This window comes from Pseudomonas sp. HOU2, from assembly GCF_040729435.1.
Lineage (GTDB): Bacteria > Pseudomonadota > Gammaproteobacteria > Pseudomonadales > Pseudomonadaceae > Aquipseudomonas.
The window spans coordinates 2,493,520-2,509,070 of the sequence record NZ_CP160398.1 but is presented as its reverse complement, the minus strand read 5'-3'; the positions used below and the strand labels follow the sequence as shown (position 1 = coordinate 2,509,070).

The 15,551-nt window shown below is 58.3% G+C and carries 16 protein-coding genes; 1 reads left to right on the top strand and 15 read right to left on the bottom strand.

Features of this window, described 5'->3' with window-relative positions; genetic code table 11:
• Positions 1–2: 2 nt before the first annotated feature.
• Positions 3–815: a DUF2135 domain-containing protein gene (locus tag ABV589_RS11290; protein WP_367085869.1), complete on the top strand. Its 813-nt coding sequence runs from the start codon at positions 3–5 to the stop codon at positions 813–815.
• A 23-nt stretch (positions 816–838) separates the two neighbouring features.
• On the opposite strand, the gene ABV589_RS11285 is transcribed toward ABV589_RS11290, so the two are convergent.
• The 15 genes from ABV589_RS11285 to ABV589_RS11215 form a co-directional block, all read right to left on the bottom strand.
• Positions 839–1,273 (bottom strand): hypothetical protein, encoded by a 435-nt coding sequence (locus ABV589_RS11285; RefSeq protein ID WP_027612917.1) that lies wholly within the window; start codon positions 1,271–1,273, stop codon positions 839–841.
• 15 nt (positions 1,274–1,288) lie between these two features.
• Entirely contained in the window at positions 1,289–1,849 is a 561-nt protein-coding gene (locus ABV589_RS11280; protein ID WP_367085867.1) for a hypothetical protein, read from the bottom strand.
• A gap of 173 nt (positions 1,850–2,022) precedes the next feature.
• The gene (locus tag ABV589_RS11275) at positions 2,023–3,108 is read right to left on the bottom strand and encodes a macro domain-containing protein (RefSeq protein ID WP_367085866.1); all 1,086 of its coding nucleotides are present in this window, start codon (positions 3,106–3,108) and stop codon (positions 2,023–2,025) included.
• Positions 3,105–3,749, bottom strand: a complete 645-nt coding sequence (locus tag ABV589_RS11270) for a DUF4433 domain-containing protein (RefSeq protein WP_367085865.1) — start codon at positions 3,747–3,749, stop codon at positions 3,105–3,107. Before ABV589_RS11270 ends, ABV589_RS11275 begins: the two co-directional genes overlap by 4 nt.
• Positions 3,746–4,327, bottom strand: coding sequence for a DarT ssDNA thymidine ADP-ribosyltransferase family protein (locus tag ABV589_RS11265; RefSeq protein ID WP_367085863.1), 582 nt, complete (start codon positions 4,325–4,327; stop codon positions 3,746–3,748). Before ABV589_RS11265 ends, ABV589_RS11270 begins: the two co-directional genes overlap by 4 nt.
• Before the next feature lie 185 nt (positions 4,328–4,512).
• Complete coding sequence (locus ABV589_RS11260; protein WP_367085862.1) at positions 4,513–5,433, bottom strand: restriction endonuclease; 921 nt, start codon at positions 5,431–5,433, stop codon at positions 4,513–4,515.
• Between the two features lie 507 nt (positions 5,434–5,940).
• Positions 5,941–6,687, bottom strand: a complete 747-nt coding sequence (locus ABV589_RS11255) for a helix-turn-helix transcriptional regulator (RefSeq protein ID WP_367085860.1) — start codon at positions 6,685–6,687, stop codon at positions 5,941–5,943.
• A gap of 223 nt (positions 6,688–6,910) precedes the next feature.
• The gene (ppa, locus tag ABV589_RS11250; protein WP_003205933.1) at positions 6,911–7,438 is read right to left on the bottom strand and encodes an inorganic diphosphatase; all 528 of its coding nucleotides are present in this window, start codon (positions 7,436–7,438) and stop codon (positions 6,911–6,913) included.
• A gap of 112 nt (positions 7,439–7,550) precedes the next feature.
• Complete coding sequence (locus tag ABV589_RS11245) at positions 7,551–8,363, bottom strand: zinc-dependent peptidase (RefSeq protein ID WP_367085859.1); 813 nt, start codon at positions 8,361–8,363, stop codon at positions 7,551–7,553.
• A 4-nt stretch (positions 8,364–8,367) separates the two neighbouring features.
• Entirely contained in the window at positions 8,368–9,024 is a 657-nt protein-coding gene (locus ABV589_RS11240) for a DedA family protein (RefSeq protein ID WP_247268903.1), read from the bottom strand.
• Between the two features lie 347 nt (positions 9,025–9,371).
• On the bottom strand, positions 9,372–9,833 hold the full coding sequence (locus ABV589_RS11235; RefSeq protein WP_007968150.1) for an N-acetyltransferase: 462 nt from the start codon (positions 9,831–9,833) through the stop codon (positions 9,372–9,374).
• Positions 9,834–9,947: 114 nt separating this feature from the next.
• The gene (gene eutC / locus ABV589_RS11230) at positions 9,948–10,772 is read right to left on the bottom strand and encodes an ethanolamine ammonia-lyase subunit EutC (protein ID WP_367085858.1); all 825 of its coding nucleotides are present in this window, start codon (positions 10,770–10,772) and stop codon (positions 9,948–9,950) included.
• Positions 10,773–10,777: 5 nt separating this feature from the next.
• A complete protein-coding gene (locus ABV589_RS11225) occupies positions 10,778–12,172 on the bottom strand; it encodes an ethanolamine ammonia-lyase subunit EutB (RefSeq protein WP_367085857.1) in 1,395 nt (464 codons plus the stop codon).
• A gap of 141 nt (positions 12,173–12,313) precedes the next feature.
• Positions 12,314–13,684, bottom strand: a complete 1,371-nt coding sequence (eat, locus tag ABV589_RS11220; protein ID WP_367085856.1) for an ethanolamine permease — start codon at positions 13,682–13,684, stop codon at positions 12,314–12,316.
• Between the two features lie 303 nt (positions 13,685–13,987).
• Positions 13,988–15,508: an aldehyde dehydrogenase family protein gene (locus tag ABV589_RS11215; RefSeq protein WP_367085855.1), complete on the bottom strand. Its 1,521-nt coding sequence runs from the start codon at positions 15,506–15,508 to the stop codon at positions 13,988–13,990.
• Between the last annotated feature and the right edge of the window lie 43 nt (positions 15,509–15,551).

Here is a 15,551-nt window from a genome sequence, read left to right as displayed (position 1 = left end):
CCATGACACTCCGTTATCCACAGGTCTTGCTGTTGCTCTGCGCGTTCCATGCATTGCCGATGGCAATGGCCGCCGACAGCGTCAAACTCGACACCCCGGTCGGCGGCTGGCGTACCGGCGCGCCCGAAGGCGAAGGCGAAAATTTCCGCCAGACCGTCAACTACCCGGCTTCCTCGGTCAACACTCCGGTGGGCCAGGCCAACACGGCGCGCATCAGCGGCGAAATCAAAGCCACCCCCAAGAGCAAGGAGCCCGGCCGACTGATCGTCAACGGCGTCAGCATGCCGCTGAAAATCGACGACAGCGGTCGCTTCGACCGCCCGTTCTCCTTCCCCAACGGCAGCAACAGCGTCGAAGTGCGCAGCCCCGACGGCCAGCAACGCCACCGCACGCAGTTCCTCAACGCCAGCGGTGGCGCCACCCCGGCCAAACTGCGCGTGCTGCTGTCGTGGGACAGCGACGGCACTGACCTCGATCTGCACCTGATCACCCCCGACGGCGCGCACATCTGGTACGGCGACCGCGTCGCACCCAACGGCGCCGCCCTCGACGTCGACGTCACCACCGGCTACGGCCCGGAAATCTTCGCCATGCCGGCGCCAATCAAGGGCCAGTATCTGGTATACGTGAATTATTTCGGCGGTGGGTATCGCGGGGATGATGAAGGCGGGGAGGAGGCGGTGCAGCCGCTGACCACGGCGCAGGTGACGGTGATTACCGAGGAAGGCACGCCGAGCGAGAAGATGGAGACGTTTGTGGTGCCGATGCGAGCGGTGGGTGAACTGACGCTTGTGAAGTCGTTCAGCTATCCCTGAGCAGCAGCCTGCTCAGGGTTGCACTAGAAACCGGGCGGAATGTAACCAGGCACGAACGGCACGTTGATGCACTTGCCGTGAATGATCTTTCCGTCCTCGATCCTGAACAGCACGATCTTTTTCGCCTTGTTGACGGTAGCTTCAAGTTTGCAATCGGAACTGTGACCGACCGTCTCGTAGTACTCGGTGTAAACCATGCCGTTGCCGGTGTGATTCATTGAGGTACCGGCGGCTTCCGTGGTGGTCCAGCTGGACGATTTGTACCAGGTGAGCACAGCCAGATTCTCGCCGTTGGCCCCGGTCTGTTTTTTCATCGAGTCGGGTTTGCCAAACAGATCGAGCGCTTCCTGAACATCGCGTCCTTCCCAGCGCGACTGCGCAATCAAGTGGCAACCATTGATCAGCAAAACAGCGGGCGTTATCAGCAGCGCCAATAACGTTTTAGTCCATGGGTTCATCGTGATGCCCGCCGCTTACTTGTTGCCCAGGATCGAGTCGAGGTTATCCATCATCTGGCCTTTCTCCTGAATCGGCGCCAGTTTGAAAAACATCTGCTGCATACCCTGAATCATCTGCAGGTACTCCATCTTGCCCAGCGCGATCATGTCCTTTTTGGCAGGTGAGCAAACGAACTCGCTGGTGCGCTGCACCCAGAACTCTTTCGGCTGCTGCCATTGGTCGTTAACTTTGAGGTTGCGCATCATGTAAGCGATGCGATCAACCGACTGGCCATTGAGCATTCGGACCTTGTTCGTCGAACACTGAACTTCGAGGTTGTAGGCATCGATCATCGGTTTGCCGGGTTCTTCATACACCAGCGTCACGGCGACCAACTTGGCCCCCTTGGTCTGCTTCGACAGCACGACTGAAGTGCTGTCGGCCACATACATGATGTTCTTGTGGGGAACGCCGTTGCCGTAAATGATCCACCAGTCACCGACGAGCTTCTGCTCCTCTGCCAGGGCTGAAGTGGCAGCGGTCAGGAGTGCGGTCAGCAGAACAGCGGATTGAGTGAGTTTGAAAAACGACGACATGGTGTTGCTCCATTCCTTGGCGCTTTTGTAATGCACAAAAACAGAATGGAAATTTAGTGGTGAGGTTGGGCGCGGGGCAATTAGGGCGGATGTGCTAATGGCTTATTGCGATGCACGTTTCAGTCAGGGCGCGGTAAGAGGGCAAGTACTTCTTGCCCCATTTCATAACGATGTCAGGCCGCTATTTCCGGGCTGAAACTGCTGGATGTCAGACGAGTGATCGCGATTCCTAGTGCCTGATCATCGAATAACTTGTTTTTACGCACCGCAGCTCCGGACCCACCATCCCAGTTCTTCAGTGCTATACGTACCGCAGGAACGGTTGGAGCAATCCTTTCCCGAATCAGCAACCAATCAACGGTCGCCAGCAACTCCATGCCGAAAGGTGACTCAAAACCATCGATCAATTCAGCCGTTCGCTCTAAAGCCTGGGAGTATTCCTTGGCTTCAGTCTTGAGGTAGGTTTGCAAAAAGGCTTTGCGATCTTGATCAAACCAAATGACATCGGTGATTCCTGCATCACTGATGCGCTTGTCGCAATGTAGATAGCTGCCATCCAGATTGTTGAGCAGATGCTCCAATCGATTGGCATACGGGCCGAATTTATGAGCGACAAATTTAAGGTTCAGCGGATTCTCAGCATCTGGAATTTTCTCGATTGCACGTTCAAGAAACCAAGCCAGTTTCTGAATTTCGAGCAGGCTGCATTCCATGCCCAGAACCCAATAACGCCGGACCAATTCAGCAATCAGTGCGCGCGCCGGAGTGAGTTGCTCAACGCCATCGCGCTTAGCGACATTCAGATACTGATTGGAGGGTTCGAACACTAATACATCGACGTCCAGGTCACCCAGCACTTCTACAATCTGCTCGCGCACTTCAGGCCACTTCAAACCACCGTTACCAGCGCCCAGCGGAGGAACGGCGACGGACTTCACATCGTTTTCAAGCAGAAATCGTCGCAGATCATGCAAGCCTTCGGTTATCCACGCCATTTGCGATGGAGAACGCCAATGGCGCTTGGTAGGGAAATTCACGATCCAGCGGGGGCCATCGAGTTCGTTGGTGGCGGTCACGTGCATTTTGCCGGTTTCGACATCCCCGGCTTTGCACGCGGCTGCATATAGTCGGTAATTCTGCGCAAAGCGTTCCTTGAACATCAGCGCGATGCCCTTACCCATCACGCCAACGGTATTCACCGTGTTGACGAGTGCTTCGGTTTTGGCTTCCAGCAGGTTGCCTTGGGTGAATCTGATCATTGGAAATACCATTTGGGGCGCGCATGAACCGGCAACGTCAGGCCTCTGGCGGCGACGTCTGCTTCTATGCGTACTTTCATTGCATCGGTGTGGCACATGATGCCCAGTAGTCCCGTAATCGGTAAATGTTGGTGGATCAGCGCCTCAGCCTGATAACGCTCCATTTTGCGAGGGTCGTCAGGATCGCGCTTGAAGTCGCGCCGTTGAAGGATAGACCAATCGATCTGGTCGAGATTCGCCAGACCGCTGTAGTAGTTTGTCCAACTCGGGTAGGCATGAGCGTTTGTGAAGACAAACGGTAGGCCAAGCTCTTCAACGCGATAGAGGCTTGAGACCAGAATCACGATCTCGTCATTGCCGCGTTGTTGAACACTCCAGCCAGAGTGAATGTTCTGCATCATCACCGAGAAGGGTGTGAAATAGAAGGGCACGTAGTCGGCCAGTACGCCTTCGGGTGCGATAGGCACCTGACGGAAACGGCGTTTGTCGATCAAGTCGACGTTGCCGATATTCACGTACTGAGGTGCCTTTGCTTCCGAGTTTGCGCAATGCAGACCGTTGTCCAGAATCCAGGGCAGGTTATCGCGATGGACGATACGCCAAATCAGAGCTTTCTCTGGATTCAGGTTGGTATAGATCATTGATAAAACATTCTCTGGTTCACGCTGGTCTGCACATTAACATCGGCCGCCTGTAATTTAGCGACGCAAAGTGCATCAACTTCTTCGCTGGGGGTGAAGATTTTGAAGAAGGCATCAGGTTTAACAATCCCCGGTGCGAGACACTCTGCCATGCAGATGCTTTTGCAATGAGGGTCCAGGTAATCGCGACTGCTCATGACATCCCACTCGATGGCTTCGAAACCCTGTTCGTAATCAAGTAGCTGTATTGAGTCGCCCGCTAACGGGTGGCGTGGAATGACTTTCCAGCCGTATTGCTTGGCTGTTGATCTGTAGACCGAGATCAACACAAATTGTGCCTCTGGCCTATTGCGCTGAACGCTTCCGTCAAATGGATTCTTCGCAAACCAGTGGAAGGGGACGTAGTTGTCGAGCTGCAGAGCCTGCCGCTTTTTCAGGATTTCAGCATCTGCGACGTCTTTGAAACCCGAGAGGCCGGCGCGAGGTTTCAAGCCATCCCTGAAAATCCCATCCAGGTTTTCAACTGAAGTGAGATGGTAGAGAAGCTTCTGATCCTTGATGCTTTTAACTTCCGACATAGTGGTCTCCTTGACCTGCACATCAACCTAAACTGAATTCAGTCCCGGCCTCGCCCCGTGCTGATGTAACCCTCGATCCGTGGGGGTTGGTAGAACAGTTGCCGTGATTCTAGTGTGCCATCACTTTTCACGGCAAGCCCAATATAGGAATCTAATAGCCGAGCCAAATTGACTCACCACTGAACTCATTCCTCATCAAAGTAATCGCGATCCAGCGTCGGCAACCGTAACAAACGGGATGTCACGCCCACCTCATGATCCATCATCAGGTGCACAAGCCGCGTGCCGTCTACCAACACAATACCGTCCACCGATTTGGCGAAGTCGACAGCGTGCGCCGTAAAGCCAGAGGTAGTGATGAAAACGCCGCGCTTTGCTTTTTGCCCGGCGAGTGCTCCATAGAACGCCTGCAGTTCAGGCCGGCCAACCGTGTTCTGCCAGCGCTTGGCCTGAACGTAAACCTTCTCCAGCCCCAATTTATCGAGCGAGATAATGCCGTCGATGCCGGCGTCACCGGAGCCGCCTACACGTTGCAAATCATTGCGACTGGCGCCGTAACCCAGTCGATGAAGTACATCCAGCACGATCACTTCAAAGCGGTTGGGACTGACCTGTAGCAAGTTGTCCAAAAGGTCGGCCGCCGTGGCATCGCGCAACTCCTTAAGCGCTCGTTCCAGTCGGTCATCGGGACTTTCGGTGGCGGAGGCCAGGTCAGGCTCGACATTTGGTTGGTCATCCAGTGGCTCGGCATCAGGCGCGACCTTCAGCTTCACATTCATATAGCCGATTGCTAAATGCTCCACATCTTTGGCCGACAGCGGAAATGCATGGTCCTTGGCGTACTGCACACCTGCATCAGTCAACTTCCAATAACCGCGTTTGGCACTGCTGGAAAGGCCTGCGCGCTTGAGACGATCGTGCGCCCAACCTGATCGGTTCTTGTAGGTGGCCTGACCACTCGCGATCAGATCCTCACGTTGAGCTTCTGTTAGTTGCAGCATTTTGGCTGCCGCTTCGTGGGCGTCTCGAGCAATTGCACCCTCGGGTTTTGTGGCGAGAAAACGCAGGATCGGCTCAATGAACTGATCGTAGGTTGGAACGGACATGGCGCATCCCTGTGCTGATGGGTGTTTTTGAACTGACCGGCGGGCGAGTATAAATTAACGTTCGCTGATGATGCCTTTGAGAGTTAGCGCTGGTGCCGTGAAAGCGTAAGTCGCTGTGTCTCGGCTCATTTATATGCCGAAAGGCTGAATAGGACATTTTTTAGCAGGCATTAAAAAGCCGGCTTGTGGCCGGCTTCTCGGGGACTGGCTTGGTTTATTTTTGGTAAACCGCGTCAGCCTTCAAAACGTACACCCGGATCTGCGTCCGGCTGTGGGACTTGGTCAGACGTTGGTCTGCCGCGTCAGGCGTCATCTGAGCCGCGGGAGCGGGTCGATGCGCAAATGTGGGGCGCAGGATACTGAGTTTTGTTGGGGATTCCCAGTCTCAAGTGCGCAATAGAGCGGCGGCGGCGGTAGAAATTCGGGTTTTGTACTGACTTTCAGGGCCTCTTCGCGGGCAAGCCCGCTCCCACAGGGTTCTGTGTTGGGCCGGGGAGTGGCGCAGGATCAGAGAAACGGCACCACCGGCCGGCGTTTGCCCAGGGTCGACCACCAGAATACCCAGCCCAGAATGTGTATCCGCTGCTCATCGATCTGCGCTGCGCGGAAGATTTCGTCCGGGTACTCGGCGCTGTTGTGGCTGCGCAGGCGCAGGGCGTTGCCGGGCATGCGATGCAGGTATTTGATGCGCAGCATGCCGTCGTGTTCGATGGCGTAGATTTCACCGTCGACCACCTGGGTCAGGCCGCGGTCGATGCCGATGATCGAGCCGTCTTCGATGCGCTCGGCCATGCTGTTGCCGATCATGTGCGCACAGATGGCGTCGCCGGGACGGATTTCCAGTTGTGCGAGGTGGGCGCGTGGCAGACGGACGGTTTGCTCGGGGTCGAGAATGACGTGGGTCTTGTCGGCACCGGCACTGAGCGGTGTTTCCTTGAAAAACGGCAGTTCGATGTCGTTGGGGTCGATGATGGAATAGACGCCGTTGACGGACTGCGCGTCAAAGGTGTCGCCGTTGCTGGCAGGACTATGCAGACGGGGTAATTCTTTGCTGCCTTCACCGGTTTTCAGCCAGTCGCTGTTGACCGAGAGCAGGCGTGAGACTTCCTCCATGCGATACGCCGGGACGCCCCGGGTGTACCAGTTATGAATGTTTTGGGCTTCCGTGCCCCAGAACTTTGCGAATCCCGTGGTGGTGATGTTCGCTGCTTCCAGGAGTGCCTTGAATCTTGGACCGCTAGTGTTCTTTCTCATAAACACGGAGTCTACGGCCGTGCCAGAGCGCTTTGAATAAACCGGGCGTTCAAAAAAAGGCTGTATTTTGCGACTGGATGTAAGACGTGCTTGTGGGAAATCACTCGCTTCGAAACTTTTCTGTAGTCCGCGATAAACACACTGTTTAAGACGGCTTTTTGCAGACATAAAAAACCCCGGATCAACCGGGGTTTTCTTCAAGCGTCATGCAGCAAACAGGTGCTTAGCCCTTGTAGGCGGCAACCGACTTGGTGATCGCTTCGCGAGCGGCGTCAGCGCCAGCCCAGCCTTCGATCTTGACCCACTTGCCTTTTTCGAGATCCTTGTAGTTCGCGAAGAAGTGCTCGATCTGCTGGATCAGCAGCGGTGGCAGGTCGGTGTATTCCTTCACATCGACGTACAGCTGGGACAGCTTGTCGTGCGGGACTGCGATGACTTTGGCATCGCCGCCGCCGTCGTCGGTCATGTTCAGGATGCCGACTGGACGCGCGCGGATCACCGAGCCTGGAGCAACCGGGTAAGGGGTCACAACCAGCACGTCGAGGGGATCACCGTCGTCAGCCAGGGTGTTCGGGATGTAACCGTAGTTGGCCGGGTAGAACATTGGGGTGGCCATGAAACGGTCAACGAACAGGCAATCGCTGTCTTTGTCGATTTCGTATTTGATCGGCGCGTGGTTGGCCGGGATCTCGATCGCGACGTAGATGTCGTTCGGCAGGTCTTTGCCAGCCGGAATCTTGCTGTAGCTCATTGGGCGTTGCCCCCGTAGTTGACCAAAAACACTTGGCCGGATTGACCAAAAAGTGGCGGCGATTATAGGCATATTCCTACGCCGACGCCACGTACCAGAAGTCCTGCAGCGCTTACTTGTGCGCCTGATAGACCGGGTCTGTGGCCTGAAGTTGCCGCAGCCTGCCCAACGGATCCTGCCGGTAGAAAAGCTGCAGTTGCAAGTAGACCTGTGGATAAGCCGCGTGCAGCAGATCCGGGGCGCTGAAGAAGTATTCGCTGGTGACCGCGAAGAACTCCGCCGGGTTTTCGGCGGCGTACGGGTCGATGGCGGTTTCGGCATCGGGGTTGCGGTCGAGCTGGCGGTTGAGGTCATCGTAGGCGTGTTGCATGACCTCGGCCCAGTCGCTGACGCGCATGTCGGCGTGCAGCGGCGGCAGGCCGTTGGCGTCGCCGTTGAGCATGTCGAGTTTGTGCGCCAGTTCGTGGATCACCAGGTTGTAGCCCTCCCAGCCACCACTGGCCATCACCCCCGGCCAGGCGAGGATGATCGGCCCCTGTTGCCAGGCTTCGCCGCTGTGCTCGCCGTCCCACTCGTGCTCGACGCCGCTGGCATCGCGATGCCGTTGCGGGCTGAGGAAGTCGTCAGGGTAGAGGACGATTTCGTGGAAGCCCTGATACCAGTTCAAATCGCCCAGATTGAGCAGCGGTAACTGGGCCTGCGCGGCAAGCAGCAGACGTTGTTCCTGATGCAATTCGACGTCGGGCAGGGCGGTCAGGTGTTTTTCTTCGAGAAACAGGACGCTGGCTTCACGCAACCATTGGTCTTCGGCGGCGCTGATGCCGTCGAGGAAGCTGAGGTGATGGCGCACCCGTTGCCACAGGTCGTCGGCAATCGGGTGCCTGGCCAGAATGCGCCGGCGACGCCAGGCGCTCAGTGACCACATCGGATCAGTGGGTTTCGGCTTTGGAGCTGGAGCCGCCGAAACGGCTGCGCACCACGCCGATGATCATCGGAATCAGCGACAGCAGGATGATGCCGACCACCAGCAGCGACAGGTTCTTCTTGATGAACGGTACGTTGCCGAAGAAGTAACCCAGAGTCACCAGACCACCGACCCAGAGGATGGTGCCGAATACGCTGAAAGCGAAGAATCGCGGGTAGGGCATTTTGCCGACGCCGGCGACGAACGGTGCAAACGTGCGGATGATTGGCAGGAAACGCGCCAGGGTCACGGTTTTGCCGCCGTGCTTGTCGTAGAAATCGTGGGTTTTTTGCAGGTAGTCGCGACGGAAGATTTTCGAATTCGGGTTGCTGAAGAGTTTTTCGCCCGCCGTTCGTCCGATCACATAGTTGGTACTGTCGCCGAGGATCGCCGCGAGCATCAACAGACCACCCAACAGCACCGGATCCATGCCACCGCCCGCCGCCACGGCACCGGCGATGAACAACAGCGAATCACCCGGCAGGAACGGCATCACCACCAGACCGGTTTCACAGAAGATGACAGCGAACAGAATCGCGTAGATCCACGGCCCGTAGTTGGTCACCAGCAAATCGAGGTACACATCGAGATGCAGGATAAGGTCGAGCGGGTTGAAATCCATGGGGGCACCTGTGGTGACGGCCCGACTCGGCAGGCCTGTGCGGATGATTCGGGTGTAAGCCTACAGCGGGGTGTAGTTTTTCTTACAAGCCGGAAAGCTCGGGATTATACGGTCTGAGAGGTGAAAAGCGCGTTGGTTTTGTAGCGAGGGATGTCGGGGTGTGAATAAATGTCAGGCAGGTATTGATGGTGGCGGCAAGTTTGGTGTGGCGAGGGAGCTTGCTCCCGCTGGAGGGCGGAGCACTCCCAAGCCTTGGATTTGCCTGACCTGTTGCGATGACTGAGGTGGGGCCGCTTCGCAGCCCGGCGGGAGCAAGCTCCCTCGCCACAACAGGCCCTTGATGAGCGCTAGAGCTCGTCGCTGATCGGCAGCACGTAGTTCTTGAACTCAGTGTCTTCCTTGAACCCGATGGATTCGTAGGTTTTCTGCGCCACTTCGTTGTCGGCACTGGTGGACACGCGCATGCGCACGGCCTGGGTTTCCTTGGCCATTCTCTTCGCGGTGCGGATCAGGTTGTCGGCCACCAGCTGGCGGCGGGCGTCTTCGGCGACATAGATGTCGTTGAGGATCCACACGCGCTTGAGCGACAGCGAGGAAAAACTTGGATACAGCTGGCAGAAACCCATCAGTTTCTTGTCGTCATCATCGGCCAGGGCCAGATAAATCACCGATTCCTTGCGGCGCAGGCGTTTTTCGAGAAACGCGCGGGAGGAATCCGGGTAAGGCAGGGAACCGTAGAACTCGCGATATTTGACGAACAACGGGGTCAGCAAATCCAGGTGTTCGAGGGTCGCTTGAATAATCCGCATGATAGGTCTCGTCTTCAAGTGGCTGTCTTCAACTGCTCTGACGGCGATGGGAAACCCTGCGGCCGTGCGTCGATCCTGCCTGAAAGCAGCGCAGAAACGCAATGCGGAAACGGTTCAGGTTGTGGGCGGATCGAGCAGGAAGTTTCCCTTCATGTCCGCACCGGCGTCCGACTCCAGCGTCTGCACCTGTGCTTCGTCCTTCAGATTGACCCCCGACAGCTGCCGCCGGCAGGCTTCGCGCATCAGATACAGCAAACGATGCGCCGCCATGCCGTAACTCAAGCCTTCAAGCCGCACATTGGAGATGCAATTGCGGTAGGCATCAGTCAGCCCGACTTTTGGATTGTAGGTGAAATATAAACCGAGGCTGTCGGGCGAGCTGAGGCCCGGACGCTCTCCGATCAGCATCACGAGCATTTTTGCGCCCAGCAACTGACCGATCTCGTCACCAATGGCAACTCGACCCTGTTCCACTAGCACCACGGGGGCAACTGACCAACCGTCGGCGCTCATCTGCTCCTCCAGGCGGGTCAGAAACGGCAGGGTATGCCGATGCACCGCCAATGCCGACAAACCGTCCGCCACCACAATCGCCAGATCGACCCCGCCGGAGCGCGCCGCAGCGTAATCCCGCAGGGTCTGCGCCGAGGCGTCGCTGAGCTTGCGTCCCAGATCCGGGCGTTGCAGGTAGCTGTTGCGATCGGTCGCCGCGCTGTGCAGCAACAAGGTCTCGCGCCCGCGTTCGTTCAATTGTGCGCTGAGCCCGGCGTGGTCGAACGGCAGATGCACCGCATCCCGCGCCTGGGCGTGGGCGAACTGGAAATCCAGTTGTGCGCGGGTTGGCAGGCTGGTGCCGGTGCGGCCCAGAGCGATGCGCGCCGGGGTCAGGCGGCGCAGCTCCAGCCAAGGGTTTTGCGGGTCGACAGGCGGTTTGTCCATCACACTCATCCCAGTTGCGCCAGCGCCTGGCGAAAGGCCGGCGGCAGGTTGTTGCCAAAGCGAACCTTGCCGTCCGCCTGGGTGAAAATGCCCATGTTCGCCAGCCATTGCTCGAACTCCGGCGCCGGTTTCAGGCCCAGGGTCTGGCGGGCGTAGAGCGCGTCGTGAAACGAGGTGGTCTGGTAGTTAAGCATGATGTCGTCGGAGCCGGGGATGCCCATGATGAAGTTGATCCCGGCCACACCGAGCAGGGTCAGCAGGGTGTCCATGTCGTCCTGATCGGCTTCGGCGTGGTTGGTGTAGCAGATATCACAGCCCATCGGCACGCCGAGCAACTTGCCGCAGAAATGATCTTCGAGGCCAGCGCGGATGATCTGCTTGCCGTTATAGAGGTATTCCGGGCCGATGAAGCCGACCACGGTGTTCACCAAAAATGGCTTGAAATGCCGCGCCACGGCGTAGGCCCGGGTTTCGCAGGTCTGCTGATCGACGCCATGGTGGGCGTTGGCCGACAGCGCGCTGCCCTGACCGGTCTCGAAATACATCAGGTTCTGCCCGAGAGTGCCGCGCTTCAGGCTCAGCCCGGCGTCATAGCCTTCCTGCAATACGTTGAGGTTGATGCCGAAACTGGCGTTGGCCGCTTCGGTGCCGGCAATCGACTGGAACACCAGGTCCAGCGGCACGCCACGGTTGATCGCCTCGATCGAGGTGGTGACGTGGGTCAGCACGCAGGCCTGGGTCGGGATGTCATAGCGCTGGATGATCGCGTCGAGCATCTCCAGCATCGCGCAGATCGAGGCGATGCTGTCGGTGGCCGGGTTGATTCCGATCATTGCGTCGCCATTGCCGTACAGCAGACCGTCGAGAATGCTCGCGGCGATGCCGGATGGCTCATCGGTCGGATGATTGGGTTGCAGGCGGGTCGACAGGCGTCCGCGCAGGCCGAGGGTGCCGCGAAATTTTGTGACCACGCGGATCTTCTGCGCCACCAGCACCAGATCCTGCACGCGCATGATTTTCGACACGGCGGCGACCATTTCCGGCGTCAGGCCGGGAGCGAGGGCGCGCAGGCTGGTTTCGTCAGCGGCGTCGCTGAGCAGCCAGTCGCGGAAGCCGCCGACGGTGAGGTGGCTGACCACGGCGAAGGCTTGTTTGTCGTGGGTGTCGATGATCAGTCGGGTGACTTCATCGGTCTCATAGGGAATCAGCGCTTCCTGCAGAAAATGCGTGAGCGGGATGTCGGCCAGCGCCATTTGTGCAGCCACGCGTTCGCCGTCATTGAGCGCGGCAACGCCGGCCAGAAAGTCACCGGAGCGCGCCGGGCTGGCCTTGGCCATGACGTCCTTGAGGCTGTCGAAGCGGTAGGTCTGGGCGCCGACGGAATGGGCAAATGCGACCATGCTGTCCTCCTGTAATTGATACACCCCTGTAGGAGCTGCCGAAGGCTGCGATCTTTTGACTTTGATTTTCTAAAAACAAGATCAAAAGATCGCAGCCTTCGGCAGCTCCTACATGGGGCGCTACGCACTGTTATATGGCAACTAGATACTTTCGAGCATAGCGTCTGCCGGGGCGTCGGCGCGTTGTTTGGCGGTGAGCTGAAAGTACAGATAACCAGCGGCCATGAAGCCCAGGAACACACAACCGATCAGCGTGTTGAACCACGCCATCGCCACCAGGCACACCACCGCCAGAAACAGCGCAATCGCCGGCACCACCGGATAGCCCGGGGCGCGGAAGGTGCGTTCCAGGTTCGGTTCGGTTTTGCGCAGTTTGAACAGGCTGAGCATGCTGATGATGTACATCACGATCGCGCCGAACACCGACATGGTGATCATCGCGGCCGTCAGGGTCATGCCTTGCAGGTTGACCAGACCATCGCTGTAAATCGCCGCGATACCGATCACGCCACCGGCCAGAATCGCCCGGTGCGGGGTCTGGAAGCGCGACAGCTTGGCCAGGCTTTTCGGCAGGTAACCGGCGCGGGCGAGGGCGAAGAACTGCCGCGAGTAACCGAGGATGATCCCGTGGAAACTCGCTACCAGACCAAACAGACCGATCCACACCAGCATGTGCATCCACGATGAGTTGTTGCCGACCACCGCTTTCATTGCCTGTGGCAGCGGGTCGTTGATGTTCGACAGTTGGCGCCAGTCGCCGACGCCGCCGGCCATCACCATTACGCCGATGGCGAGGAATACCAGGGTCAGGATGCCGCTGACGTAGGCCTTGGGAATCGTGCGTTTCGGGTCCTTGGCTTCTTCGGCCGCCATGGCCGCGCCTTCGATGGCAAGGAAAAACCAGATCGCGAACGGGATCGCCGCAAAGATTCCGGGGATCGAGCCCAGGGTGAACTCGTTGGCGCCCGACCAGCCGTTGAGCACGAAATTGCTGAAGCTGAAGCCCGGCGCGACCACACCCATGAACACCAGCAGTTCGGCGACCGCCAGCACGGTGACCACCAGCTCAAAAGTCGCGGCAATGCTGACGCCGAGGATGTTCAGGGTCATGAACACGAAGTACGCGCCGACCGCCGCGACCTTCGGATCAAGCTCCGGGTACTGCACGTTGAGGTAGGCGCCGATGGCCATGGCAATCGCCGGAGGGGCGAAAACAAATTCGATCAGCGTGGCGATGCCGGCGATCAATCCGCCTTTCTCGCCGAACGCCCGGCGGCTGTAGGCAAACGGCCCGCCCGCGTGGGGAATCGCGGTGGTCAGTTCGGTGAAACTGAAGATGAAGCAGGTGTACATGGTCGCGACCATCAGCGCCGTGACCAGAAATCCGAGGGTGCCCGCGGTGCCCCAGCCGTAACTCCAGCCGAAATATTCGCCGGAAATCACCAGGCCGACGGCAATGCCCCAGAGGTGCAGGGTGCCGAGTGTGGGTTTGAGCTGTGTGGTGGAAGTCATAAGTCCTCTCTGTTTTTTATTGTTCGATCTGTTGGACTTTCGGGTGCAGCGGTTAAGGTGGATGGATGCTGTTCACGCAGCGGCAGTTTCTGTGCAAAACCTGAATGACGGGTACGCAAGGGCCGTGCCAGAGCGGCCAGGCCTTGGGGTTGTGTCATTGAGGACGCCATCGCTGGCAAGCCAGCTCCCACAGGTATCTGTGGTGTTCCCGTTATCGAGATCTGCAAAGATCCCTGTGGGAGCTGGCTTGCCAGCGATAGCTATTTGGAGGGCAACACAGAAATACCTGCGTCGCCCCGGGTTTTAGAAGAAGCCCAACGGATTGATGTCGTAGCTCACCAGCAGGTTTTTCGTCTGCTGATAGTGATCGAGCATCATCTTGTGGGTTTCACGGCCGACGCCAGACTTCTTGTACCCGCCGAACGCGGCGTGCGCCGGGTACAGGTGGTAGCAGTTGGTCCACACGCGACCGGCCTTGATCGCGCGGCCCATGCGGTAGGCGCGGTTGATGTCGCGGGTCCACAGGCCGGCGCCGAGGCCGAACTCGGTGTCGTTGGCGATGGCGAGGGCTTCGGCTTCGTCCTTGAAGGTGGTGATGCTTACCACCGGGCCGAAGATTTCTTCCTGGAACACGCGCATTTTGTTGGTGCCCTTGAGCAGGGTCGGCTGGATGTAATAGCCGGTCGCTAGGTTGCCTTCGAGTTTTTCCACCTTGCCGCCGGTCAGCAGCTCGGCGCCTTCACCCTTGGCGATTTCCAGGTACGACAGGATCTTGTCGAATTGCTGTTCGGACGCCTGCGCGCCAACCATGGTGTCGGTGTCCAGCGGGTCGCCACGTTTGATCTGCAGGACTTTCTTCATCACCACTTGCATGAATTCGTCGTAGATCGATTCCTGCACCAGTGCGCGGGACGGGCAGGTGCAGACTTCGCCCTGGTTGAAGAATGCCAGCACCAGACCTTCGGCGGCTTTGTCGATGAAGGTCGGTTCGGCCTGCATGATGTCTTCGAAGAAGATGTTCGGCGATTTGCCGCCCAGTTCCACGGTGGACGGAATGATGTTCTCGGCGGCGCATTTCATGATGTGCGAGCCGACCGGGGTCGAGCCGGTGAAGGCGATCTTGGCGATGCGTTTGCTGGTGGCCAGCGCTTCGCCGGCTTCCTTGCCGAAACCTTGCACCACGTTGAGCACGCCCGGTGGCAGCAGATCACCGATCAGCTCCATCAGCACGCAGATGCCCAGCGGGGTTTGCTCGGCCGGCTTGAGTACCACGCAGTTGCCGGCGGCCAGCGCCGGGGCGAGTTTCCACGCGGCCATCAGCAGCGGGAAGTTCCACGGAATGATCTGGCCGACCACGCCCAGCGGCTCATGGATGTGATAGGCCACGGTGTTGCCGTCGATTTCGGCCGCACTGCCTTCCTGGGCGCGCAGGCACCCGGCGAAGTAACGGAAATGGTCGGCGGCCAGCGGGATGTCGGCATTGAGGGTTTCGCGGATGGCTTTGCCGTTGTCCCAGGTTTCGGTGATCGCCAGCAGTTCGAGATTCTGTTCGATGCGGTCGGCGATTTTCAGCAGGATCAGCGAGCGCGCCTGCACGGAAGTGGCGCCCCACGCATCGGCAGCGGCGTGGGCGGCGTCCAGTGCCTTGTCGATGTCTTCGGCAGTGGAGCGGGGGAATTCGGCAATCGGCTGGCCATTCACTGGCGAGGTGTTGGTGAAGTACTGACCTTTGACAGGCGCGACGAACTCGCCGCCGATGTAGTTACCGTACTTGCTCTTGAACGAGACTTTGGCGCCTTCAGTACCGGGGTGAGCGTAACGCATGATGTTGTTCTCCTTGGCTTTGTACTTATTAGAGAAACGCGCA